We start from the raw sequence: 22,865 nt of genomic DNA on the forward strand, positions 1-22,865 counted from the left end.
TTCAGACCTCCCTCTCGACGGAGCTCTGCTGACCGGCGCCGGTGCCGGTCGGGGGCGTGTCGGTGCCCTCGGCGCCCCGCTCGGCGGGCTGCCGGCCGGCGGGCTCGGGGGTGTCCGGGTGGTGCTGTGCGGCGCCGGCCCGCTCGGCCGGGGTGTCCGCCGACGCGACGGCGGTGTCGGCGGCGCGGACCTCCGGGGTCTTCGCCGCCCCGTCCAGGGGCCCGCCCTGAGCTTGCGAAGGGTGGGGGGGACGGGGTCCTTCTTGCATGGGCGGCGCGGTCTCCCCGCGCTCGGCGGCCAGCACGACCCCCACCAGCGTCGGCGCGCCCGCCGAGGGCGCGTCGATCGCCGCGCGCTCGGCCGCGACGTCCGGGTGCTGCGAGAAGCCGGCGAGCTGCCGGGAGATCCCGCGGAAGTCGGTGAGCGGGGCGCCGCGGGTGGGCAGCGGCTTCTCGCCCCGCCGGAGGGCGGCGACCAGGGCCCGGGCGGACTCGACGTCCTGCTGGTCGTAGAACTCGTAGTCGACGGTGACCACGGGCGCGTAGTCGCAGGCGGCCAGGCACTCGGCGTGCTCGAGGGTGACCGAGCCGTCGGCCGCGGTCTGGTCGTGGCCGACGCCGAGGTCGGCGGACAGCGCCTCGTAGATGCGCTTCCCGCCGAGGAAGGAGCACAGCGTGTTGGTGCAGACGCTGACCAGGTGCCGGCCGGTCGGGTGCCGCTTGTACATCGTGTAGAAGGTGGCGACCGCGCCCACCTCGGCCTTGGTCAGCCCGAGGATGCGCGCGCAGAAGCCCACACCCTCCGGGGACACGTAGCCCTGCACCGACTGGACCAGGTGCAGCATCGGCAGCAGCGCCGACCGCGGCTGCGGGTAGCGGGCGATGATCTCCCGCGCCTCGGCCTCGGTCTGCGCGGTCAGCGGCGGGAGCTCGGCCAGCACCTCGGGGCGGGCCTCGACCGGGCTCGAGTCGAGCCCGGTGACCGCCGTCCCCTCGTACGAACCCGGCAGGGCGCTCATCAGCGGTCCACTCCCCCCATGACGGGGTCGATGGAGGCGATCGCCGCGATGACGTCGGCGATCATGCCGCCCTCGCTCATCGCGGCCGTCGCCTGCAGGTTGGTGAAGCTGGGGTCGCGGACGTGCACCCGGAACGGGCGCGTGCCGCCGTCGCTGACCACGTGGTAGCCCAGCTCGCCGCGCGGGGACTCGATCGGCACGTACACCTGGCCGGCCGGCACGCGGAAGCCCTCGGTCACCAGCTTGAAGTGGTGGATCAGCGCCTCCATCGACTGCCCCATGATGTGCCGCACGTGCTCCATCGACTGGCCGAGGCCGTCGGCGCCGAGCGACAGCTGCGCGGGCCAGGCGATCTTCCGGTCCTCGACCATCACCGGGCCGGGCTCGAGCCGGTCGAGGGCCTGACCGATCAGCTTGAGCGACTCGTTGATCTCCGCCATGCGCACCAGGTACCGGCCCCAGGCGTCGCAGGTGTCCGCGGTCGGCACCTCGAAGTCGTAGGTCTGGTAGCCGAGGTAGGGCTCCACCTTGCGCAGGTCCCAGGGCAGCCCGGCGGCCCGCAGCACCGGGCCGGTGACGCCGAGCGCGACGCAGCCGGTGACGTCGAGGTAGCCGACGTCCTTGAGCCGCCGCTGCCAGATCGGCTGGCCGGTCAGCAGCCGGTGGAAGCCGGCCACCCGCTCCGGCATCACCGCGAGGAACTCGCGGATGCGCTCCACCGCGCCGTCCGGGAGGTCCTGCGCGACGCCGCCGGGCCGCACGTAGGCGTGGTTCATCCGCAGCCCGGTGATCTCCTCCAGCAGGTCGAGCGCCAGCTCCCGCTCGCGGAAGCCGTTGGTCATGGCGGTCAGCGCGCCCAGCTCCATGCCGCCGGTCGCCAGCCCCACGAGGTGGGAGGCGATCCGGTTGATCTCCATGACCAGGACCCGGATGGTCTGGGCCCGCGGCGGCGCCTCGATGCCCAGCAGCTTCTCCACGGCCAGGCAGTAGGCGGTCTCGTTGAACAGCGGCGCCAGGTAGTCCATCCGCGTGACCAGCGTCGTGCCCTGGGTCCAGGTGCGGTACTCGGTGGTCTTCTCGATGCCGGTGTGCAGGTAGCCGATGACCACCCGCGCCTTGGTGACCGTCTCGCCCTCGAGGTCGAGCACCAGCCGCAGGACCCCGTGGGTCGAGGGGTGCTGCGGGCCCATGTTCACGACGAGCCGCTCGTCCTCGTGCGGGTCCGCGCCGAAGGTCTGGTCCCAGTCGCCGCCGGTGACGGTGTAGACCCGCCCCTCGGTGGTCTCCCGGGAGCCGGCGGCGTAGGGGTCCTGCAAGGTGGTCATCGGTAGCTCCTCCGCTCGTCCGGCGGTGGGACGGTCGCGCCCTTGTACTCGACCGGGACGCCGCCCAGCGGGTAGTCCTTGCGCTGCGGGTGGCCCTCCCAGTCGTCGGGCATGAGGACCCGGGTCAGCGCCGGGTGGCCGTCGAAGACGACGCCGAACATGTCCCAGGTCTCCCGCTCGTGCCAGTCCGCCGTCGGGTAGACGCGGGTGACCGAGGGGACGTGCGGGTCCTCGGCGGTCACCGCGACCTCCAGCCGGATGCGCCGGCGGTAGGTCATCGACGTCAGGTGGTAGACGACGTGCAGCCGCGGCCGGCCCGGGGCGACCGCGGGGCCGCCGCTGTCCAGGTAGTCGACGCCGGAGAGGCTGGACAGCAGCTCGAAACGGAGCGCCTCGTCGTCCCGCAGTGCCTGCACCAGGGTGAGCAGGTGCTCGCGGACGACGAAGTAGGTGATCTCGCCGCGGTCGACGAGCACCCGCTGGACGGCCGCCGCGTAGGTGGCCTCCCCCACCGCGTCGATGAGCGCGTCGGTGACCTCGTCGAACCAGCCGCCGTAGGGCCGCTCGGTGGAGTGCAGCGCGACGGCCCCGCCGGGCTCGACGCGGACCAGGCCGCCGAAGCCGGAGGTGTCGCCGCTGCCGCTGACGCCGAAGGCGCCGCGCCGGAAGCCGTCGGCCGGGGTGGTCATCGGGTGCGCTCCGGCTCGATCACGAACCCACCGCGCTGCTCGATCGCGAACTGGCCGGTGCGGCCGGCCGCGGCGGCCTCCTCGTAGGCGCGCCGCTTCTCCTTGTCCGCGCGCACCGTGGAGGGCATCTCGACGTGCAGGTCGGGAGCCGTCCCCGCGGCCCGCGCCGCGGCGAGCTCCCGGGCGCGCTTGGGGCCGAGCGGCTCGTGCTGGATCTTGTGGTGCAGCTTGAGGATCGCGTCGGTCAGCATCTCCGGGCGCGGCGGGCACCCAGGCAGGTACATGTCCACCGGCACGATGTGGTCGACGCCCTGCACGATCGCGTAGTTGTTGAACATGCCGCCGGAGCTGGCGCAGACCCCCATCGCGAGCACCCAGCGCGGCTCGGGCATCTGGTCGTAGATCTGCCGCAGCACCGGCGCCATCTTCTGGCTCACCCGGCCGGCGACGATCATCAGGTCGGCCTGCCGGGGCGAGGCGCGGAAGACCTCCATGCCGAACCGGGCCAGGTCGTAACGGCCGGCGCCGGAGGCCATCATCTCGATGGCGCAGCAGGCCAGGCCGAAGGTCGCCGGCCACAGCGAGGACTTGCGGGTCCAGTTGACCAGCTTCTCGACCGACGTCAGCAGGACGCCGCTCGGCAGCTTCTCCTCGAGTCCCATGTCAGTGCCTCACTCCCACTCGAGGCCACCGCGACGCCACACGTAGGCGTAGGCGATGAAGACGGTGCCGATGAAGACGGCCATCTCGACCAGGCCGAAGACCCCGAGGGCGTCGTTCGCGACCGCCCAGGGGTAGAGGAAGACGATCTCGATGTCGAAGACGATGAACAGCATCGCGGTGACGTAGTACTTGACGGGGAAACGACCGCCGGTCAGCGGCTGGTCCACCGGGTCGATGCCGCACTCGTAGGCCTCGAGCTTCGCGCGGTTGTAACGGCGCGGTCCGACGAACGGCGCCACCGTCACCGAGAACACCGCGAACCCGGCGGCGAGGACGAACAGCCCGATCAGCGGGACGTAGGTGGCGAGCATCAGCAGCACCCCTCCCGACGACCCGGGGCGCGACTCGTCGTGCCGAGCACTGCAGGGACCTCCACTCCGCGCCGGCGGGCCGGCAGGTGATGCTTGTGAACAACTTCACAAAGTCGGTTGACCGAAGCCTATGCCCACGCATACCGGAAAGCCAGGACCCCCGGTGATCGAGTTCACACCAGGGGTCCTGACAGGCCGTTCGTCGAGGTCAGGTGAGGGGTCCGGGGTCGGGGCCCGGCGGCGGCGCGGTGGGATCGGTGGGGCTGGGCTGCGGCACCGGCGCGGGGTCCGGCGGCGGGATCGGGTCGATCGGTGACGGGGACGGCGAGGGCGGCGGGGGCCCGGGGGGCGGGGGGAACGTCATGCCCCGACCCTGCTCCTGCGGGCCCTGCGGCGGAACGGGTCCCTCCGCCGTCCGCCGACGGCGCAACGCCGCCGGCCCCTGCCCCGGGCGGTCAGCGGACGCGCCGGCAGTCCACGTTGCTCAGCCCGCCCGCGGCACCGGTCGCCGAGTTGTCGCAGGCGACGGTCGTGGCCTCGCGCACCTCCCGCGGGCCGGCCACGTTGACCAGCAGACCGGGGACGCCGCTGGCGGAGTTGGCGCGGAACACCGTGCCCCGGCCCCAGCCGTCGACCACCTCGTGCACCTGGAAGGCGTCCTCCGGCGCGGTCGTGCCGGCGTTGTCCTCCACCGTCCAGTCGTTGCCCTTGACGTCCACGAACGAGTCGGCCTCCACCATCGCGGCGCCGTCGAAGGTGTTGCCCCGCACGACCCCGTCCGAGGTGCCCTCCTTGACGTCGACCGCCTCGGCCGTCGTCCCGGCGATGTCGTTGCCCTCCACGACGTTGCGGTCGCTGCGGTCGGGCCGGCAGTCGCTGACCTGGCACCAGTTGCTCTCCGCGGTCCCGACGTACACGCCCTCGCCGTACCTCGGCTTGCGGAGTCCGGTGTCCCGGATGGTGTTGCCGCTCACCACGTTGTCCGTGCTGGTGCGGCGCAGGTGGACGGCCTCGTCGCCCATGGAGGTCACCAGCAGCCCCTCGATGCGGTTGCCGACGCCGCCGTCGACCATCACGCCCTTCTGCCCGCCGGTCACGGTGAAGCCTTGGACCTGCCAGGAGGCGGCGCCGCTCAGGTGCAGCGTGTAGCCGCTGTCCACGTCCCCGCCGTCGAGCACCGCGCCCCGGTTCCCGCACAGCCGGATCGGCGCCTCGGGACTGGCCACCGCCGAGGCGGTGAAGTGGCCCTCGTACCGGCCGTCGGCCAGCCGGATCAGCTGACCGGGCACCGCCTCGTCGAGCGCCCGCTGCAGCCCGGCCGCGTCGGCGACCTCGACCGCCGGGCTCCCCTCGCAGCTCACCGGCGCGGGCGGAGGAGGCGGGACGGCGGCCGGCGCAGTCGCGGACGGCGCTGCCGCCGGGGGCTCGGCCCGGCCACCCCCGCCCCCCGCGGAGCAGGCGGCGAGCAGGGCGAGCCCGAGGACCACCGGCACGCCGAGCCGGATGCGCACCGGACCACGGTGGTGGCGGGGCCGGCTCACCGGGCGGCGTCCACCCGCAGCAGGGAGGACCGCTCGTGGCGGATGCCGTCCCGGTACGGCGCCCGCCCCGGCGGGCCCTGGTGCCGGCGGGCGCGGAGCCGCAGCGCCAGCGGCACGCCCAGGACCACGACCCACAGGGCCAGCATCGGGTGGTTCGGCACGAAGGAGGCCCAGTAGTCGCTGTTGTCGCGATCCCGCTCCCAGCCGGTGACGTCGTTGCCCGACTGGACGACGGACAGCCCGGCGGCCAGCCGGTAGGCGTCCAGCGCGCTGGGCCCGCGGCCGGCCACGGTGTTGTCCGCCAGGGCCGTGCCCTCCGCCCGCCCGACCACGCTGATCCCGTGGGCGGTGGCCTCGGTGACCGCGTTGCCGGTGACCTCCACGTCGGCGTCCTGCACCCGGATGCCGGTCGTGCTGCCGGTGACCCGGTTGCCCGCGAGGGTCGCCGTCCCGCCGCCCACGGTGATGCCGAAACGGTGCTGCCCGGTGACCACGGCGTCGTCCACCCGGGTCGGGGACGTCGTGCCGGCCAGCACGATGCCGTCGCGGTCGCCGGCCACCGCCACGCCGCGGATCAGCACCCGGTGGCCGTCCACCACCCGGATCCCGGCCCTGCCGTTGTCGGCGAACCGGCCGCCGTCCACCGTCAGCTGCCCGTAGGAACGCAGCGGTGCACCTCCCGCGGACAGGTCCGTCGACAGCGGTGAGCCGTCGAACAGGACGCCGGCGCCTGCGTTCCGCTCCGCGGTGACCCCGTGGTAGGTGACCGACTGCGAGCCCTGGTCGGCCGAGAAGCCGTGCCGGCCGTTGTCCCGGGCGGTCGAGTCGTGCACGGTCGTCCGCACCGTGCGCCGGTGGAGGGAGAGCCCGTCGACGGTGTTGTCGGCGAACACCGAGCGGGTGAACGCGAGGCCCGCGCCCTCCGAGGAGAAGGCGCCGTAGTGGTTGGACCGGAACGACGACCCGACGGCGCCCCCGGTGGCCGGCGTGGTGGCGCTGCCGGTCCAGGCGACGCCGCTGGTGCGGCCGGCCCAGAAGCCGAGGTGGGTCGCGTCGACGTCGTGCAGCCACAGCGCGCCGCCGACCTCGCGCACGTAGGACCGCCCGTCGACGGGGGTGACGTCCGCTGCGCCCCGGCCGGGGTCCCAGCTGCTGAGCCGCAGCGGCCTGCCCTCGGCGCCGCTGAGCGTCAACTCCGCCTTCCAGGCGACCAGCGAGGTGAACCCGGACGGCTGGCTCCGCAGCCGCACCGCCCGGCCGGGCGCCTCGATCGTCAGCCGGGCGCCCGGTGCGACGAGGACGTGCCGGGTCACCAGCACCGCCTCGTCCGGCTGCACCTCGGCGGCGCCCAGGGCGACCAGGTCGTCCAGCGTCCAGGCGGTTCCCCTGGCGGTGAGCACCTGGGTGTCCACGCCGCCGACCGCCTGCACGTAGGCGCCCGGCTCGGAGGGGGTCGAGCCCACCAGCTCCAGGAGCCGCCGGTCCTCGGCGGCGAGCACCGCGCTCTGCCGCTCGCCCTGCACGGTGGTGGCGCCCGCCAGCGCTGCCTCCCGGGGAGCCGGCGGCGCGGGCGGGTCAGGGGCGCCCGCGTCGCCGGGGGTGCCGGGGAGCCCCCCGGCCGCGAGCAGCCCGGCCGTCAGCACCACCGCGGCGGCCAGCCGGCGCCGGGTGACCAGCCGTCGGGTCCGCCTCCTCATGCTGTCGCCGTCCCGGGGGCGAAGGCCGGACCGAGGCTCGCCTCGTCCTGCGCCTCGCCGCCGGTGAGGTCCGTGCGCCGGGTCAGCCAGCCCTGCCGGTTCATGGTGAACAGCGCGTAGGTCTTGATCGGCAGCGCGATGAACGCGATCACCACCGCCACGAGCGGCAGGATCACCAGGTCGGCGGGACGACGGCGCAGGTGGCTGACGCTGCGGATCGCCCGTCCGACGAGCACCCAGGTCAGCGACAGCGCCAGGGCGTGCCAGCCGCGGTCGGAGAGCCCCGCCGCCACCACGTAGTAGACGGCGGCGAACATCGTGACCGGGGTGAAGAGGATCTGCAGCACCGTCACCTGGCTGACCAGCGGCACCTGCCACAGCCAGCCCTGCCACGCCGCGGTCAGGTAGCAGCGGTAGGAGTTGCGGGCCCAGCGCACGCGCTGCTTGCAGAACGCCCGGAACGTGTTGGGGAACATCGACAGGGCGCGGGCGCTGTCCTGGTGCACCGTCCGGTAGCCGCTGGCCAGCACGAGCCAGGTCAGCCGCCCGTCGTCCCCGGCGACGCAGCGGCGACCGAGGAAGAACTCGTGCTCGAGGTGCTCCAGCACCGGCAGCACCGCGCTGCGCCGGTAGGCCGCCGTCCGGCCCGAGACGCAGACGACCGCGCCCGCCCGGGCGGTCGCCGGCACGTAGTCCAGGTAGCGCAGGTCGATGATCCAGTCCGCGACCCGCCGCCAGGTGCTCGACCGTGGCCGGTAGACGTTCTGCCGGGTGCCGACGGCGCCCACCGCCGGGTCGGCGAACGGCATCTGCACCGCGCTCAGCAGGCCGGGCCGCCAGAGGGTGTCCGAGTCGGCGAGCACGAGGACCTCGCCGCTGGCCGCGCGGATGCCCACGCCCAGCGCCGACCGCTTGCCCTGGTGCGGGAAGGAGATGACCCTCAGCTGCGGGTTGCGCCGGGCGGTGAGCCGGGCGAACGCCTCGGTGTCCTCGACGTCGAGCACCACGATGACCTCGGTGGGGCTCTGCGCCAGCCAGGTGTCCAGGCAGCGCTCGAGCACGTCGGGGTCCTCCCGGAAGGAGGGCACCACCACCGACGTGGTGGTCCGGAAGCCGTTGACCACGGGCCGGTACCGCCCGGACAGCACCTTGCGGATGAGCCAGATCGACCAGGACAGCGCACCGATGACGCCGATCGGCAGCAGCAGCTGCCAGTCACGGACGATCACGGACAACACGTCTGACACAGGTGCACTCCTGGGTCGCGAGTGCGGACGGGCGACTCGGGAATTGCGCCGCGGAAATGTGCGACCCCCGACCGTGGGTCGCTTCCTCGCCGTTCGCAGGGCGTGTGGAGTATCTAACGAACGGAAATTACGAATGCGACACGGCCGGGATGTCCGCGGCCGGGTCCAGCGCGCGCCGTCGCCGCGGGTGAGATCGGCACCACGGACCGCGAGACTTCGGCCTCGGTCGGCCGGAATCGGCGGCCGACCTCGACGGGAGGCCATCGACCATGCCTCGTACATCACCGTTCGTCCACAGGAAGTCACTGCTCGTCACCCGCACCCGGCGCGCTCCGGCGCTCCCTGGCGCCCAGGGGGACCGCCTTTTACGGTCGGTCGCGGCGAAGGGCCGAGGGCACGTCGGCCCCCTTCTCGCGTGCCATTCCCGGCGCTCGCCCGGAAATGCCCGACGCCATTCCGTCGCTCGGGGCCTCAGGCCCGGGTGCCGCGGTGGAGGGCCACGACCCCGCCGGTGAGATCCCGCCAGGCGACGTCGGTCCAGCCGGTCTCCTGCAGCCACGACGCGAGCTCCGCCTGCGACGGCCAGGCCCGGATCGACTCCGCCAGGTACACGTACGCCTCGGGGTTGCTGCTCACCGCGCGGGCGATCACCGGCAGCGCCCGCATCAGGTACTCGGTGTAGACGGTGCGGAACGGCCGCCAGGTCGGGCTGGAGAACTCGCACACCACCAGCCGGCCGCCGGGGCGGGTCACCCGGTGGAACTCGCGCAGCGACGCCCGCGGGTCGGCCACGTTGCGCAGGCCGAAGGAGATGACGACGCCGTCGACGCTCCTGTCGGCCAGCGGCAGGGCCATCGCGTCGCCGGCCACCTTGGGCACGTCCCGGTCGGCGCCGGCGCGCAGCATGCCCTGGGAGAAGTCGCAGGCGACCGCGTACACCCCCCCGGCCGCGAGCTCGACGGTCGAGACCGCCGTCCCCGCCGCGACGTCGAGCACCGTCGACCCGGGGCGCGCGCCGAGCGCCTCCCGGGTGGCCCGCCGCCAGCCGGCGTCCCGTCCGCCGGAGAGCACGGTGTTCGTGAGGTCGTAGCGGCCGGCGACCCGGTCGAACATCGCCGCCACGTCGGTGGGGCGCTTGTCCAGCCCGGCCCGCATCCCCGCCGCCTCAGGTCGTCCACCGCTCGCCACGGCGGCGACGCTACCTGCGCGCCTCTTACCCTGGACCGGTGACCACGGCAGCCGTCTCCTCCGCGACGGTCACGACCACGCCCCTCGGCCGCCGGCGCACCCCGCTGCTCACCCTCCTGCCCGCCGACGGCGCGCTGGCCTGGGTGCGGCGCGGGGAGGGCCTGGTCGGCTGGGGTGAGGCCGACCGCCTGGAGGTCTCCGGCCCCGGGGCGCTCGCCGAGGCCGGCGCGTGGTGGGCCGACCGCTGCGCGCGCACCGAGGTGCGGGACCCGCTCGGCGTCCCCGGGTCCGGCCCGGTCGTCTTCGGCTCGGTCGCCTTCGACCCGCAGGCCTCGACGTCGGTGTTCGTCGTCCCGGAGGTCGTCGTCGGCCGGCGCGACGGCCGGACCTGGGTGACCGTCACCGGGGACGCCGGGAGCGAGGAGCGCGCCGTCGTCGAGACCTCCCCGCAGGAGGCGGCCACCTCCATCGGCCGGCTGGCCTACGCCGACGGGGCGCTGGACCCGATGGCCTGGTGCGGCGCGGTCTCCACCGCGGTCGCCCGGATCGACGCCGGCGAGCTGGCCAAGGTGGTGCTCGCCCGCGACCTCTTCGTCACCGCCGACCGCCCGCTCGACCCGCGCCGCCTGCTGCTGCGGCTGGGCGAACGCTTCCCCGACACCTGGACCTTCGCCGTCGACGGGCTGCTCGGGGCCACCCCGGAGCTGCTGCTGCGCCGCACCGGCCGGGTCCTGGAGTCCCGGGTGCTGGCCGGCACCGCCCGCCGCGGCGCCGGCGCCGACGACACCCGGCTGGCGGCCGCGCTCGCCGGCTCCGCGAAGGACCGCAGCGAGCACGCCTACGCCGTCGACTCGCTGGTCGCCGCCCTGCAGCCGTTCTGCAGCGAGCTCGAGGCGCCGGGCCAGCCCACCGTGCTGACCCTGCCCAACGTCCGCCACCTGGCCAGCGACGTGCGCGGCCGGCAGCGGGACGACGACCCCTCCGGGCTGCTCGAGCTGGTCGGCGCGGTGCACCCGACCGCGGCCGTCGGTGGCACCCCCACCGCACGGGCCACCGAGGTGATCCGCGAGCTGGAGGGGATGGACCGCGGGCGCTACGCCGGCCCGGTCGGCTGGCTGGACGCGCGGGGCGACGGCGAGTTCGGGCTGGCGCTCCGGTGCGCCCAGCTCACCGGGGCGGAGGGGGGCCGACAGGCGCGGCTGTTCGCCGGCTGCGGCATCGTCACCGGCTCCGACCCGACGGCGGAGCTGGCCGAGACCCAGGCGAAGCTGGCCGCGTTCCAAACGGCCCTGGAGGACTGACTCACCCGGACGGGCGGGGCCGCCGGTCCCGGCCTCAAGTGACGTCCGCCACGGGCCGAAGCCGAACCGGTGAGCAACGCAGCCCGGAGCGTCCCACGGTGGACGAGGCCGGGCTCCGTGCTGCTCGCCGCGCTGGTCGCGGCGCTGTTCACCGTCGTGGTCGCGGCGCCGGGGACCCTGGCCGCCGAGACCGCCTACCTGGCGGTCAGCACCGGTGGCGCCTGCGCCGCCTGGTACGGCCGGCTGCGCCGGGGCAGCCGCCGGGGCGCGGTCCCGTGGGTGCCCCTGACCCTCACCTTCAACGCCCTCGGTGACGTGCTCTGGCAGGTGCTCGTCTGGACTGCCGGCACCGCTCCGGACGTCTCCGTCGCCGACGCCGCCTGGCTCGCCTCCTACGTGTCCCTCGCCGGAGCGCTCGTCGGCCGCCGGCTCGGGGGCCGGCACCGCCCAGGCGCCCAGCTGCACGCGGCGCTGGACGGCTGCACCGCGCTGACCGTCGCCCTGCTGGTCGTCTTCGAGAGCTCCGTCGCGGGCACGCTGGCCGACGGCGGCGTCAGCGCGCTCGCCCGGGTCACCTGGATCGGCTACCCGGTGCTGGACGCCGTGCTCATCGGGCTCGTCGCCTGGCGGGTCGTCCTGGACGGCCGGGTGCGGCTCAGCGCCCTGCTCGGCCTCGCCGGCGTCACCAGCTGGCTGGTCGCCGACCTCGCCTGGCTGCTGCTCGCCGACCCGGACGTCTCCAGCGGCTGGCAGTCCGGCGGCTGGCTGGTGGGCATCGTCCTGCTGGCCGGCGTGCCGTGGACCCGGCCGGCCCCGGCCGAGCCCAGCACCACCCGCCGGCCGGCCCACAGCCGCTGGCGGATGCTGCTCAACACCGCCCCGTTCGCAGCACCGGCCGTGGTGGAGGTGGTCGGCTGGGACCAGGGGGTGGAGGTCAACCCCGTCCCCGTCCTCGTCGTCTGGGCGGTGCTGCTGGTGCTGGCCTCCATCCGCACCCGCGTGCTGGCCCTCGACGGCGAGCGGGCGTGGGCGGCGGTGCGCTCCCAGGCCCGCCGGTACGAGGCCCTGGCGGTGAACTCCTCCGACGCCGTCGTCGTGGTCGACCGGGCCGGCCGGCTGACCACCGGGTCACGCTCGCTGGCCGACCTGCTCGGCCGGCCCGCCGACGCCGGCCGGTCGCTGCTGCGGCTGCTGGGCGCGGTGGGCATCGACCCGGCCGCCGTCCTCGCCGTGCTGCAGGGGGCCGCCGCGCAGCCCGGGACGCCGGTCGAGCTCGAGCTGTGCGGTACCCGCTCCTCCGGCGGCACCGTCTGGCTGGGCGGGCGGGCGGTCGACCTGCACGCCGACCCCGACGTCGCCGGCACCGTGGTCAGCGTCTACGACATCACCGCCCGCAAGCTCGCCGAGCGGGAGCTCTCCCACCAGGCCTTCCACGACGGGCTGACCGGGCTGGCCAACCGGTCGCTGTTCCTGGACCGCGCCGAGCAGGCCCTGCGCCGCGCCCGGTGGTCCGGCGCCCCGCCGATCGTGCTGTGCCTGGACCTCGACGGGTTCAAGGACGTCAACGACAGCCTGGGCCACCTGGCCGGCGACGAGTTGCTGCGCACCGTGGCCAGCCGCCTGCGCCGGACGGTCCGGGACGCGGACACGGTGGCCCGGCTGGGCGGGGACGAGTTCGCCGTCCTGGTGGGCGACGCGTCCGGCGGGCTGCCCGCGGCGGCCGCGCTCGCCGACCGGCTGCTGGCGGAGATCGGGCAGCCGATCGACCTCGACGGCCAGCGGGTGTCGGTGGCCGCCAGCATCGGCATCGTGGTGGCCGAGCCGCAGGCGACCCCGCTGGCGGTGTTCCGGGACGCCGACATCGCGATGTACCGGGCCAAGACCGCCGGCCGGGCGCGGTGGGTGGTCTTCGACCCGGGGATGCGCGCCGAGGAGCTGGCGCGGATCGAGCTCGAGCGTGACCTCGCCGGGGCGCTGGCTGCGGGGCAGTTGCGGCTGGTCTACCAGCCGGTGGTGGACCTGCGCACCGAGCGGGTCGTGGGCTTCGAGGCGCTGCTGCGCTGGGACCACCCGCGGCTGGGCGCGGTCGGGCCGGACCGGTTCGTCCCGGTGGCCGAGGACGCCGGGCTGATCGTGCCGATCGGCCGCTGGGCGCTCGCCGAGGCCACCCGCACCGCCGCCCGATGGCAGCGGGCGCACCCGTCTCCGGCCCCGATCACGATGGCGGTCAACGTCTCGGCGCGGCAGCTGTCCGGCGGCGCGCTGGTCCAGCACGTCGCCGAGGCGCTGGCGGAGAGCGGGCTGCCGGCGTCCTCCCTGGTGCTCGAGGTCACCGAGACCGCCCTGGTCACCGACCCGGACTCGGTCGCCGAGCGGCTCGGCGAGCTGCGGGCGCTCGGCGTCCGGCTCGCGCTGGACGACTTCGGCACCGGCTACTCGTCGTTGAGCTACCTGCACCAGTTCCCCGTGGACATCCTCAAGATCGACCGCTCGTTCGTCGCCCTGCTCGACGGCCCGGACGACGACGCCGCCATCGTGCACGGGCTGGTGCAGCTCGGCCGCCGGCTGCGGCTGGAGGTGGTCGCCGAGGGCGTGGAGACGGCGGCGCAGCGCGACCGGCTGCGCGCCGAGCGGTGCCACCTGGCCCAGGGCCACCTGTTCGCCGCGCCGCTGGAGGCCGGTGACGCCGAGCTGCTGCTCCTGGAGCGGGCCCGGCCGTCCGCCCCCTCGGGGGTCTAGCGGAGCGCGGCCGCGGCCGCCGCCCGCAGCCGCCCGGCCAGCTCCGCCTCGGCGGCGGCGTCGGTGCGGACGACGACGACCCGCGGCCCACCGGCCGACAGCGCCGCGGCGAGCTGGTCGGGGTCGCTGACCGCGGTGGCCGCCCAGCCCAGCGCCCGGGCCACGGCGACCAGGTCGCGGCCGTGCGGCGTGCCGAACACCCGGCGGTAGGTCCCGGCGTACCGCGGCTGCCCGGGCTCCAGCTGGGCGAAGATGCCGCCGCCGTCGTTGTCGGGGACGACGACGGTCAGGTCCGGCCGGGGCTCGCCCTCGCCCAGCAGCAGGCCGGTCAGGTCGTGCAGGAACGTCAGGTCGCCCATCAGCGCGAACGCCGGTCCACCACCGGCGCCCTGGTGCGCCAGCGCGGCCCCGACCGCGGTGGAGATCGTGCCGTCGATCCCCGCGACGCCGCGGTTGGCCAGCACGATCACCCCCGGCCGCGGCGCGGCGAGCCGGTCCACGTCGCGCACCGGCGTCGAGGAGCCCAGCACCAGCAGCGCGCCGGCCGGCAGGGCGGCCACCAGGTCCCGGGCCAGCCGGGCGGCGGTGGGCCGCCGCACGGCGGGGTCGTCGAGCACCGCGTCGACCGCCGCGCCCACCCGGGCGGCGGCGTCGGCCCAGGTGGCGGCCCACCCGTCGGCCGCGGCCGACCGCGCCGGGGCGCCGCGGAGCGCCGGCGCGGGGTCCAGGTGCGCGCTGCCGACCAGCGCGCTGCCCCGGCCAGGGTCGGCCCAGCGCGGGGTGGGGGCGTAGGCCTCCACGGCCACCTCGGGGTCGGCGAGCAGGGCGGACACGGGACGGGACAGCGTCACCCGGCCGACGACGAGCACCCGGTCGGGGCGGTGCTCCGCCAGCCAGTCCGCCGCGCCGAGCAGCAGCGCCGGGCCGCGCACCGCGCCGGCCGCGCCCCACGCGCCGCTGCTGGGCTCGGCCAGCACCGGCCAGCCCCGCTGGTCGGCGACGATCGCGGCCACCCGGCCGACCGCCGGCGGGGCGTCCCCGGCGACCACGAGCGTGCGGGCGCTGCCGATCGGGTCGACGCCCGCCCCGGGCGAGCGGGCCGGCCCGCGCTCGGCCGGCGCGGTCCACGGCGCGCCGCCGGGGCGGCCGGCGAACGGGCCGTCGAGCGGCGCCGGGCGCTGGGGGTCGTCGGGCATCAGCGGCTCGCGCAGGGCCAGGTTGAGGTGCACCGGGCCGGGGTCCCCGGACAGGTCGCCCCGCGCGACGATCAGCGCCTTGGCCACCGCGGACCGCCAGTAGCGGTTCTGCGCCGCCTCCCGGCCCTCCTCCGGCACGCCGACGTCGGCGGCCCAGCGCACCGCCCGCCCGTACAGCCCGGGCTGCTCGATGGTCTGGTTGGCGCCGGTGGACCGCAGCTCCGGCGGGCGGTCGGCGGTCAGCGCCAGCAGCGGGACCCCGCTGGCGTCGGCCTCCAGCACGGCCGCGTGCAGGTGGGCGGTCGCCGTCCCGGAGGTGGTGAGCACCGGCACCGGCCGGCCGGAGGCGCGGGCCAGGCCGAGGGCGAGGAAGGCCGCGGTGCGCTCGTCGATCCGCACGTGCAGCCGCAGCCGGCCGGCTCCCTCCGCGTCGGCCAGCGCGACGGCGACCGGCGCCGACCGGGAGCCGGGGGCGAGGACGGCGTCGGTCACACCGCCGCGGAGCAGCTCGTCGACCAGCACCCGGCCGAAGGCGGTGGCGGGGTTCACGCGGCCCGCACCGCGGCCAGGCGCGCCCGCCAGCGCTCCTCGGTCGACGGGTCGGCGGCCGTGTCGGCCAGCCGGTCGGGCACCGGCCGACCCACGGGCAGCGCGCCGTCGACCGGCAGCAGCGGCTGACCGCAGACGTCGGCGGTGAACAGCGCGACCGTGGCCAGGCCGCAGGCGAAGGGCAGCTCGGGCAGCGCCGCGGCCAGCGCCACCCCGGCGGCGATCCCGACCGAGCTCTCCAGCGCGGAGGACACCACGCAGGGCAGGCCGTGCGCCTCGGCCACCTGCAGCGCGGCCCGCACCCCGCCGAGCGGCTGGACCTTGAGGACGACGACGTCCGCGGCGTCCCGCAGGTCCACCCGCCGCGGGTCCGGCGCGCGGCGCACCACCTCGTCCGCGGCGACCCGCACGTCCACCCGGCGGCGCAGCGCGGCGAGCTCCTCGATCGTGGCGCACGGCTGCTCGGCGTACTCCAGGCCCACCCGGTCCAGCTCCCGCAGCCGGGCGGCCGCGGTGTCGACGTCCCAGGCGGCGTTGGCGTCCACCCGGATCCCGCCGTCCGGGCCGAGCGCGTCACGCACCGCCTCGACCCGGGCGAGGTCGTCGGCGGCGCTCTGCCCGGGCTCGGCGACCTTCACCTTCGCGGTGCGGCAGCCCGACGCCCGGACGATGCGGTGCGCCCGCTCCGGGTCGACAGCGGGGACGGTGACGTTGACCGGCACGCTCGCCCGCACCGGGTCCGGCCAGCCGTCCTCGGCGGCCTCGGCGGCCGCGGCCCACCAGCGGCGGCTCTCGGCGACGTCGTAGTCCCAGAACGGGGAGAACTCGCCCCAGCCGGCCGGCCCGCGCACCAGCACGCCGTCGCGCACGTCGATGCCGCGGAACCGGGTGCGCAGGGGCACGCGGTAGACGTGCGTCTCCAGCGCCGGCCCGGCGCCGCCGGCTGCCGGGGCGGTCACGGCGCCAGCGTAGATCGCCGCGTCGGAGGGCCTCCGGGCGCGCAGTAGCCTGACTCCTCGTGGCCCGGCAGCTGACCCTCGTGCCGGCGCCGCCCCCCGAGGCCGCCGGTGCGGCGCTGACCACCGTGTGGCCGGCCCTGCGCCGCAGCCTGGACGGCGACGCCCCGCTGGCCGTCCTCCCCGCCGCTCCCGGCCCGGCCGCCGCGGCCCGCGGGGTGCTGCGCCCCGACGAGCCGCTGGAGCCCGGCACCGACCTGGTCGTGGTCACCTCCGGCTCCACGGGCGGCGCGAAGGGCGTCCTGCTGTCCGCCGGAGCGCTGCGGGCGTCGGCCGCGGCCACCGAGCACCGGCTGGGCGGGCCGGGCAGCTGGCTGCTGATGCTCCCGCCGTCCGCCGTCGGCGGACTGCAGGTGCTGGCCCGCAGCGCGCTCGCCGGCCGCGTGCCGGCCGTGCTGGAGCGCGGCGAGCCGCTGGCCGCGGCGGTGGCGCGGCTGCCCGCGGGCGACCGCCGGTACACCTCGGTGGTCCCCACCCAGCTGCGGCGCCTCCTGGCCACCGACCCGGAGGCGCTGGCCTCCTTCGACGCGGTGCTCGTCGGCGGCGCGGCCACCGACGCCCCGCTGCTGGACGCCGCCCGGGCGGCCGGGGTCCGGGTGCTGACGACGTACGGGATGAGCGAGACCGCCGGTGGCTGCGTCTACGACGGCCGGCCCCTGGACCGGGTCACGGTGCGGGTGGACGAGGGCGTCGAGCTGTCCGGTCCGGTGCTCGCGCACGGCTACCGGCTCGACCCGGCGGCGACCGCGGCGGCGTTCGTCCCGGACCCGGACGGCAGCACCTGGTTCCGCACCCGGGACGCCGGGGCGCTGGACCGCGACGGCCGGCTCACCGTGCACGGCCGGCTCGACGACGTGGTGGTCACCGGCGGCGTGAACGTGTCCCCGCAGGCGGTCGAGGCGGCGCTGCGCGCGCACCCCGCGGTGGCCGACGCCGTGGTCGCCGGCCTGCCCGACCCGGAGTGGGGGCAACGGGTCGTCGCCGTCGTCGTCCCCGCGCCCGGCGCCGACCCGCAGCTCGCGGACCTGCGGGCGTGGGTGGCCGGACGGCTCGGCGGGCCCGCCGCGCCACGGGAGCTGCACCGGGTCGACGCCGTCCCCACCCTGCACACCGGCAAGCCCGACCGCCGGGCCGTGCTGCGCGACCTGACCCGAGGAGCCCGCTAGTGGCCACCCCCGCCCAGTGGCTGGAGGGCGCCCGCCCCCGCACGCTGCCGGCCGCCCTGGCGCCGGTGTTCGTCGGCACCGGCGCGGCCGCGGCCCTCGACGGGTTCCGGCCGGCGCCCGCCCTGCTGGCGCTGCTGGTCGCGCTGGCCCTGCAGGTGGCGGTCAACTACGCCAACGACTACTCCGACGGCCGGCGCGGCACCGACGCCGACCGGGTGGGGCCGATGCGGCTGGTCGGCTCCGGCGCGGCGACCCCGCGGCAGGTGCTGGTCGCCGCCGTCCTCGCGTTCGCCGTCGCCGCGGGAGCCGGGCTGGCGCTCGCCGCGCTGTCCAGCTGGTGGCTGGTCGCCGTCGGCGCCGTGTCGATCCTCGCCGCCTGGACCTACACCGGCGGGCCCATCCCCTACGGCTACCGGGCGCTGGGCGAGGTGTTCGTCTTCGTCTTCTTCGGCCTGGTCGCCGTGGTGGGGACGACGTTCGCCCAGACCCGCTCGCTGGACGGGCTGGCCTTCGCCGCCGCGGTGCCGATCGGACTGTGCTCGACGGCGCTGCTGGTGGTGAACAACCTGCGGGACGTGCACGGGGACGCCGCCGTCGGGAAGCGGACCCTGGCCGTGCTCCTCGGTGAGGCCCGCACCCGTGTCCTCTACACCGCGCTGCTGGCCGTCGTGTTCCTCGGCGTGGCGCTGATCGGGATCGCCCGGCCGTGGGCGCTGCTGGGGCTGCTCGCCGTCCCGCTGGCGCTGCCGCCGGTGCGGACCGTGCTGTCCGGCGGCCGCGGGCCGGTGCTGATCGGCGCGCTCCAGGGCACCGGCCGGCTCACCCTGGCCACCGGCGTGCTGCTGGCGATCGGTCTCGCCCTCAGTTGACGGCTCCCCTGTCCGGCCATGTTGGCCAACATGGCCGGACGGGGCCGTCAGGCGCCGTCGGAACCGGCGAGCTCGGCGCGGATCCGCTCCTTGCGCTCCGCGCGGGCCACGATCGCCGCGGTGAGCCGCGCGCGGAGCGGGCGCAGCACCAGGTAGGAGATCGGCAAGGCCAGCAGCAGCCCGAACAGGAAGGCCGGCGGGCCGGGGAGCCCGGCGACCCAGATCACCGCGACCAGGACGGCGAGGATCCCCAGCCGGGCCAGGGTGTAGAGCACGAGCGTCGGCACCAGCGCCGGCGCGGCGGTGGTGGAGGTGGTTCCGGTCGGCTCAGCCATGTCGGCCTTCCCACTTCGTCGAGAGCACAACGGTCGTCCGGGTGCGGGCGACGCCCCGGAGCCTGTTCAACGCGCTGATGGTGTCCTCCAGTGCCGGGATGTCCGCCACACGCACCTTGAGGACGTACCCCTCGCTGCCGGCCACCCGCCAGCAGTCCTCCACCGAGGGCAGCTCCGCCATCGCCTGCTCCAGCCCGGTGTCGTCGACCTGGTCGCTCTCGATCACGCCCACCAGCGCGGTCACCCCCAGGCCCACCGCGGCGGGGTCCACCACGGCCCGGTACCCGGTGATGACACCGGCGGCCTCGAGCTTGCCCACCCGCTCGTGCACCGAGGGGGCCGAGAGCCCCACCTGGCGGGCGAGCTCGGCCCAGCTGGCCCGCCCGTTCCTGCGCAGCAGGTCGATCAACTGCTGGTCCACCGCGTCGATGACGCCCTCCGGCTGCTCGTGCCGACGGCGGCGCGCCGGGGCGCCGCGGGCCGGTCCGTCGGGGGACGGCGGCGCTCGTCTGTGGTTGTCTGTGGATCGGCTGGGAGAAGCCGTATCACCCGACCCGATTATCCCTCCGGACGTACATTGGTTGTGGACGAGGGGGGTGGCCGGATGGTCTTCGTGGTGATGCTGGTGATCGCGGTGGCCGCGGTCGTGCTCGTGATGCGCGCGGCGGCCGCGCAGGGTGGCGGCGGCGGTGGGGGCTTCGGCGGCGTCAGCCGGCCTCGCGCGCCCCGGCGTCCCCGTCCGCCGCAGGGGCGCCCGCTCGCGCCCGACGACGACCCGGACTTCCTGCGCGAGCTGGAGCGGCGCACCCGCCGCGACGACGGCTCCCCCGCCTGAGGAAGGACCCCTCCCCGCCCTGACCGTGCGCCGGGCGGGCCCTGGGAGGGGGTTCTCCGTCACGCGGCGAACAGCCGCTGCCACACCGACCGGCGGCGGGCCGACGGCTGCTCGACCGGCTGCGGCGCTTCCGGGACGGCGCCCTGCCCCTCGGCCTCGGTGCCGCCCGGCCAGCCGAGACCGGTGCCCTCCGCAGGGTCGCCGGGCCAGCCGAGGCCGCCCTGCCCGACGACGTGCCGGGACCCGCCGTCCTCCGGCTGGGGAGCGCGCTGCCGCAGCGCCGCGGCGACGATCGGGTGCACGCCGGCCCCGTCGTCGGCGGCGTGCCTACCCACGGTGGTCACCACGTCCGGTCATGCCGGTCAGGATGGCATGCCATCCTGACCGTGGAGGGCAGTGACGACCCGAGGACGGCCCCGCTGCAGGGTCCCGCCGCGAGCCTGCGAGTGGTGGGGGGCAGTGGGGTCCTTCTTCAGCTGACCCCGGCGTAGCTGTGCAGGCCGGTGGACACGAGGTTCACGTACAGCAGGTTGAAGACCATCACCGCGAGCCCGACCACGTTCACCCAGGCGGAGGGGCGGCCGCGCCAGCCCGACGTCGTGCGGGCGTGCAGGTAGGCCGCGTACACGACCCAGGCGATGAACGCCCAGGTCTCCTTCGGGTCCCAGCCCCAGAACCGGCCCCACGCGCTCTCCGCCCAGATCGCCCCGGCGATGACCGCGAAGGTCCAGATCGGGAAGCCGAAGACGGCCGTCCGGTGCGCGGTGCGGTCCAGCGCCGCCGCCGACGGCAGCCGGTCCAGCAGCGACGGGGCCGCGGCGCCGGTGGCGACCCGGGCGTCCCGGCGGCTGCGCACCAGGTACAGCACGCTGGCGATGCCGCTGACGAAGAAGATGCCGAAGCCCAGGGTCGCCGTCGAGACGTGCACGGCCAGCCAGCTCGACCGCAGGGCCGCCACCAGCGGGCCGGCCTCGGTGTAGAGGAACAGGCCGATGAGGACCATCGACACGACCACCGGGGCCAGCACGAACACGCCGATGTGGCGCAGCACCGGCGCGCGCACCGCCAGCACCGCGTACGCGACGACGGCGACGAGCACCACCGCGGTGGCGAACTCGTACATGTTGCCCCAGGGCAGCCGGTCGGTGGCCAGCCCGCGGGCCACGAGGACGCCGGCGTGCGCCAGCGCACCGAGCACGGTGAGCGCCATGGCGAGCAGCCCCAGGCGGCGGGCCCGCGGGGGCTCCCCCGCCGTCCCCCCGTCGGCGGGCTCGTCGACCGGCGCGCCGCCGGCGCCGACGAGCTGCCGGGCCTGGGCCCGGGCCGGCCGGCCGAAGGCCAGCTCGGCGCAGAAGGCCACCACGGCCAGGGAGTACAGGGCCACCGCGACCGAGAACAGGGTGTCGGACAGCGCGGCGAGCTGCTCTTCGGTCACGACGGCGGGGTCTCCTCGGTGGACGGTGACGGCGGGCCCGCTGCGGCCCGGGTGGCCAGGGCGGCCCCGACCTCGTCGGACAGCGCGGCGAACCGCGGGCCGGTCTCGGCGCTCCCCCGGGTCAGCGAGCCGATCGACAGCACGGTACCCCCGCCCTCGGGGCCCGGCCCGACCCGGGCGAACACGCGCTCCCGGCGCACCAGCAGCATCCCGAGCAGGCCCACCAGCACGGCGATGGACGCGCCGAGCACGTAGACCTGGCCGGGGTCGTGCGACAGCTGCAGCGCCGCGTACTCGGCGTAGCCGCTGAAGGTGACCACGGTGCCGTCGGGCAGCGTGGTGGACTCCCCGGCCCGCAGGTTGGCCGCGCCCACCCGGGTGAGCAGCTCCCGGTCGATCTGGGTCTGGTCCAGCGAGTACACCGACTGCGGCAGCCCGGAGTCCAGGCCCAGGTAGCCGGAGTAGACGACGATCGCGACCTGCGGGTCCAGCGGTCGCGGGTCGACCGAGGTGAGGACCCCGCCCGAGACGAGGCCGGTGGGGGCGAAGAACCCCTCGATGCCCAGCTGGTCGGTCCGGCCCGCGCCCAGGTCGGGGAGCTTGAGCGCGCCCTGGCTGGCCATCGTGGCGGTGTCGGCGGGCAGGAACGGCGCGGACAACCCGGTGAACGCCGTCCCGTCGGGCAGGGTCACGTCGAAGGTGGGGCTGAACCCGTGGCCGGTGACGTACACCCGGTCGCCGTCCACCCGCAGCGGGTCGTTGACCCCGATGGTCTCCCGGGAGGCGCCGCTGTCCCCGGCCGGGCCGTAGGTGATGTCGGCGGTGTACGAGGACGCGGTCAGGTCCTCCTCGTACTCGGCCTCGAAGTCGGTGAGGTCGACGCACAGGTCGGAGAGGTCACCGCTGTCGACCAGCGGACCGGAGCGGTGGGTGTCGTACTGCTGGAAGGAGTTGCAGAACCCCTGGCCCTCGGTGACCAGGATGCTGCCCTCGTACCCCCACAGCTTCCCGCCGGCCAGCCCCACGAGCAGCGCCAGCAGCGACAGGTGGAACAGCACGTTGCCGGTCTCGCGCAGGTACCCCTTCTCCGCGGCCACCTCCGGCCCGTGCCTGCCGTCCCGGCGGGCCACCCGGTAGCGGCGGACCCGCAGCTCCTCCTCGACCACGTCCAGCGCCACCGGCCCGGGCAGCGGGGTGGGGAACGCGGCGTTGTCCGGCAACCGGTGCAGGTGGCGGGGCGCCGCCGGCGGCGGCTGGAACAGCGCCCGGGCGTGCTCCACCGCGCGCGGCAGCACGCAGCCGATCAGCGAGATGAACAGCAGCAGGTAGATCGCGGCGAACCACGGCGAGCTGAAGACGTCGAACAGGAAGAGCCGGTCCAGCCACGGCGCGAGCGTCGGGTGGTCGGCGAAGTACTGGCTGACGCTGTTCTGCGACAGCGACCGCTGCGGCAGCAGCGACCCCGGGATGGAGGCCACCGCGAGCAGGAACAGCAGCACCAGCGCGGTGCGCATCGCGGTGAGCTGGCGCCACCAGCGCAGCAGCCGGGTGAGCAGCCGGCGGCCGGCCGACGGCCGGGACGGCGGGGGCGGCGCAGAGGACGACCGCGCCGGCGCGGTCGTCGTCACAGCCCCTCCTCGCCGGCGCTCGTCGGCGCTGTGCCGGGTCGTGCTGTGCTCATCGGT

At 76.0% G+C, this 22,865-nt stretch carries 20 protein-coding genes and 1 pseudogene; 5 read left to right on the forward strand and 16 right to left on the reverse strand.

Annotated elements, in window-relative coordinates:
* Position 1: 1 nt before the first annotated feature.
* From nuoE to HL189_RS06695, 9 genes and pseudogenes are all read right to left on the reverse strand, one after another.
* A complete protein-coding gene (nuoE, locus tag HL189_RS06655; RefSeq protein ID WP_369132900.1) occupies positions 2-1,018 on the reverse strand; it encodes an NADH-quinone oxidoreductase subunit NuoE in 1,017 nt (338 codons plus the stop codon).
* A complete protein-coding gene (locus HL189_RS06660) occupies positions 1,018-2,343 on the reverse strand; it encodes an NADH-quinone oxidoreductase subunit D (RefSeq protein WP_369132901.1) in 1,326 nt (441 codons plus the stop codon). Before HL189_RS06660 ends, nuoE begins: the two co-directional genes overlap by 1 nt.
* On the reverse strand, positions 2,340-3,032 hold the full coding sequence (locus HL189_RS06665) for an NADH-quinone oxidoreductase subunit C (protein WP_222271636.1): 693 nt from the start codon (positions 3,030-3,032) through the stop codon (positions 2,340-2,342). Before HL189_RS06665 ends, HL189_RS06660 begins: the two co-directional genes overlap by 4 nt.
* Positions 3,033-3,241: 209 nt before the next feature.
* A pseudogene (locus HL189_RS06670) lies at positions 3,242-3,694 on the reverse strand (NADH-quinone oxidoreductase subunit B family protein); the annotation flags it as partial.
* Between the two features lie 9 nt (positions 3,695-3,703).
* Entirely contained in the window at positions 3,704-4,066 is a 363-nt protein-coding gene (locus HL189_RS06675; protein WP_369132902.1) for an NADH-quinone oxidoreductase subunit A, read from the reverse strand.
* A 455-nt stretch (positions 4,067-4,521) separates the two neighbouring features.
* Positions 4,522-5,577, reverse strand: coding sequence for a nitrous oxide reductase family maturation protein NosD (locus HL189_RS06680; protein WP_369132903.1), 1,056 nt, complete (start codon positions 5,575-5,577; stop codon positions 4,522-4,524).
* A gap of 26 nt (positions 5,578-5,603) precedes the next feature.
* Positions 5,604-7,304, reverse strand: a complete 1,701-nt coding sequence (locus HL189_RS06685; RefSeq protein ID WP_369132904.1) for a right-handed parallel beta-helix repeat-containing protein — start codon at positions 7,302-7,304, stop codon at positions 5,604-5,606.
* On the reverse strand, positions 7,301-8,533 hold the full coding sequence (locus tag HL189_RS06690) for a glycosyltransferase family 2 protein (protein WP_369132905.1): 1,233 nt from the start codon (positions 8,531-8,533) through the stop codon (positions 7,301-7,303). Before HL189_RS06690 ends, HL189_RS06685 begins: the two co-directional genes overlap by 4 nt.
* Before the next feature lie 489 nt (positions 8,534-9,022).
* Positions 9,023-9,739 (reverse strand): demethylmenaquinone methyltransferase, encoded by a 717-nt coding sequence (locus HL189_RS06695; RefSeq protein WP_369132906.1) that lies wholly within the window; start codon positions 9,737-9,739, stop codon positions 9,023-9,025.
* A 38-nt stretch (positions 9,740-9,777) separates the two neighbouring features.
* Here HL189_RS06695 and HL189_RS06700 point away from each other — a divergent pair, with 38 nt between their 5' ends.
* Both HL189_RS06700 and HL189_RS06705 read left to right on the forward strand, forming a co-directional pair.
* Positions 9,778-11,040, forward strand: a complete 1,263-nt coding sequence (locus HL189_RS06700) for an isochorismate synthase MenF (RefSeq protein ID WP_369132907.1) — start codon at positions 9,778-9,780, stop codon at positions 11,038-11,040.
* 117 nt (positions 11,041-11,157) lie between these two features.
* Positions 11,158-13,779, forward strand: a complete 2,622-nt coding sequence (locus HL189_RS06705; protein WP_369132908.1) for a putative bifunctional diguanylate cyclase/phosphodiesterase — start codon at positions 11,158-11,160, stop codon at positions 13,777-13,779.
* Here the strand turns inward: HL189_RS06705 and menD are convergent.
* Entirely contained in the window at positions 13,776-15,524 is a 1,749-nt protein-coding gene (gene menD / locus HL189_RS06710; RefSeq protein ID WP_369132909.1) for a 2-succinyl-5-enolpyruvyl-6-hydroxy-3-cyclohexene-1-carboxylic-acid synthase, read from the reverse strand. The genes HL189_RS06705 and menD overlap by 4 nt on opposite strands.
* Entirely contained in the window at positions 15,521-16,483 is a 963-nt protein-coding gene (locus HL189_RS06715; protein WP_369132910.1) for an o-succinylbenzoate synthase, read from the reverse strand. The genes menD and HL189_RS06715 overlap by 4 nt, the downstream gene beginning before the upstream one ends.
* Before the next feature lie 59 nt (positions 16,484-16,542).
* On the opposite strand from HL189_RS06715, the gene menE reads away from it, so the two are divergent.
* A complete protein-coding gene (menE, locus tag HL189_RS06720; RefSeq protein WP_369132911.1) occupies positions 16,543-17,706 on the forward strand; it encodes an o-succinylbenzoate--CoA ligase in 1,164 nt (387 codons plus the stop codon).
* A complete protein-coding gene (locus HL189_RS06725; protein WP_369132912.1) occupies positions 17,706-18,575 on the forward strand; it encodes a 1,4-dihydroxy-2-naphthoate polyprenyltransferase in 870 nt (289 codons plus the stop codon). The genes menE and HL189_RS06725 overlap by 1 nt, the downstream gene beginning before the upstream one ends.
* 47 nt (positions 18,576-18,622) lie before the next feature.
* Here HL189_RS06725 and HL189_RS06730 read toward each other — a convergent pair whose 3' ends face one another.
* Both HL189_RS06730 and HL189_RS06735 read right to left on the reverse strand, forming a co-directional pair.
* The gene (locus tag HL189_RS06730) at positions 18,623-18,910 is read right to left on the reverse strand and encodes a DUF4229 domain-containing protein (RefSeq protein WP_369132913.1); all 288 of its coding nucleotides are present in this window, start codon (positions 18,908-18,910) and stop codon (positions 18,623-18,625) included.
* A complete protein-coding gene (locus HL189_RS06735) occupies positions 18,903-19,331 on the reverse strand; it encodes an Lrp/AsnC family transcriptional regulator (protein ID WP_369132914.1) in 429 nt (142 codons plus the stop codon). The genes HL189_RS06730 and HL189_RS06735 overlap by 8 nt, the downstream gene beginning before the upstream one ends.
* Positions 19,332-19,514: 183 nt before the next feature.
* Between HL189_RS06735 and HL189_RS06740 the strand changes: the two genes are divergently transcribed.
* Entirely contained in the window at positions 19,515-19,745 is a 231-nt protein-coding gene (locus HL189_RS06740; RefSeq protein ID WP_369132915.1) for a hypothetical protein, read from the forward strand.
* Positions 19,746-19,804: 59 nt separating this feature from the next.
* On the opposite strand, the gene HL189_RS06745 is transcribed toward HL189_RS06740, so the two are convergent.
* The 3 genes from HL189_RS06745 to HL189_RS06755 form a co-directional block, all read right to left on the reverse strand.
* Positions 19,805-20,092, reverse strand: a complete 288-nt coding sequence (locus HL189_RS06745) for a hypothetical protein (protein ID WP_369132916.1) — start codon at positions 20,090-20,092, stop codon at positions 19,805-19,807.
* Between the two features lie 125 nt (positions 20,093-20,217).
* A complete protein-coding gene (gene ccsB / locus HL189_RS06750; protein WP_369132917.1) occupies positions 20,218-21,180 on the reverse strand; it encodes a c-type cytochrome biogenesis protein CcsB in 963 nt (320 codons plus the stop codon).
* On the reverse strand, positions 21,177-22,808 hold the full coding sequence (locus HL189_RS06755; RefSeq protein WP_369132918.1) for a cytochrome c biogenesis protein ResB: 1,632 nt from the start codon (positions 22,806-22,808) through the stop codon (positions 21,177-21,179). Before HL189_RS06755 ends, ccsB begins: the two co-directional genes overlap by 4 nt.
* Between the last annotated feature and the right edge of the window lie 57 nt (positions 22,809-22,865).

This window comes from Modestobacter sp. I12A-02662 (genome assembly GCF_041028325.1).
Classification (GTDB): domain Bacteria; phylum Actinomycetota; class Actinomycetes; order Mycobacteriales; family Geodermatophilaceae; genus Modestobacter.

Coding starts and splice junctions, on each gene's coding strand:
- nuoE (WP_369132900.1), bottom strand. CDS start 1,018: ATGAGCGCCCTGCCGGGTTCGTACGAGGGGACGGCGGTCACCGGGCTC.
- HL189_RS06660 (WP_369132901.1), bottom strand. CDS start 2,343: ATGACCACCTTGCAGGACCCCTACGCCGCCGGCTCCCGGGAGACCACC.
- HL189_RS06665 (WP_222271636.1), bottom strand. CDS start 3,032: ATGACCACCCCGGCCGACGGCTTCCGGCGCGGCGCCTTCGGCGTCAGC.
- HL189_RS06675 (WP_369132902.1), bottom strand. CDS start 4,066: ATGCTCGCCACCTACGTCCCGCTGATCGGGCTGTTCGTCCTCGCCGCC.
- HL189_RS06685 (WP_369132904.1), bottom strand. CDS start 7,304: ATGAGGAGGCGGACCCGACGGCTGGTCACCCGGCGCCGGCTGGCCGCC.
- HL189_RS06730 (WP_369132913.1), bottom strand. CDS start 18,910: ATGGCTGAGCCGACCGGAACCACCTCCACCACCGCCGCGCCGGCGCTG.
- HL189_RS06740 (WP_369132915.1), top strand. CDS start 19,515: ATGGTCTTCGTGGTGATGCTGGTGATCGCGGTGGCCGCGGTCGTGCTC.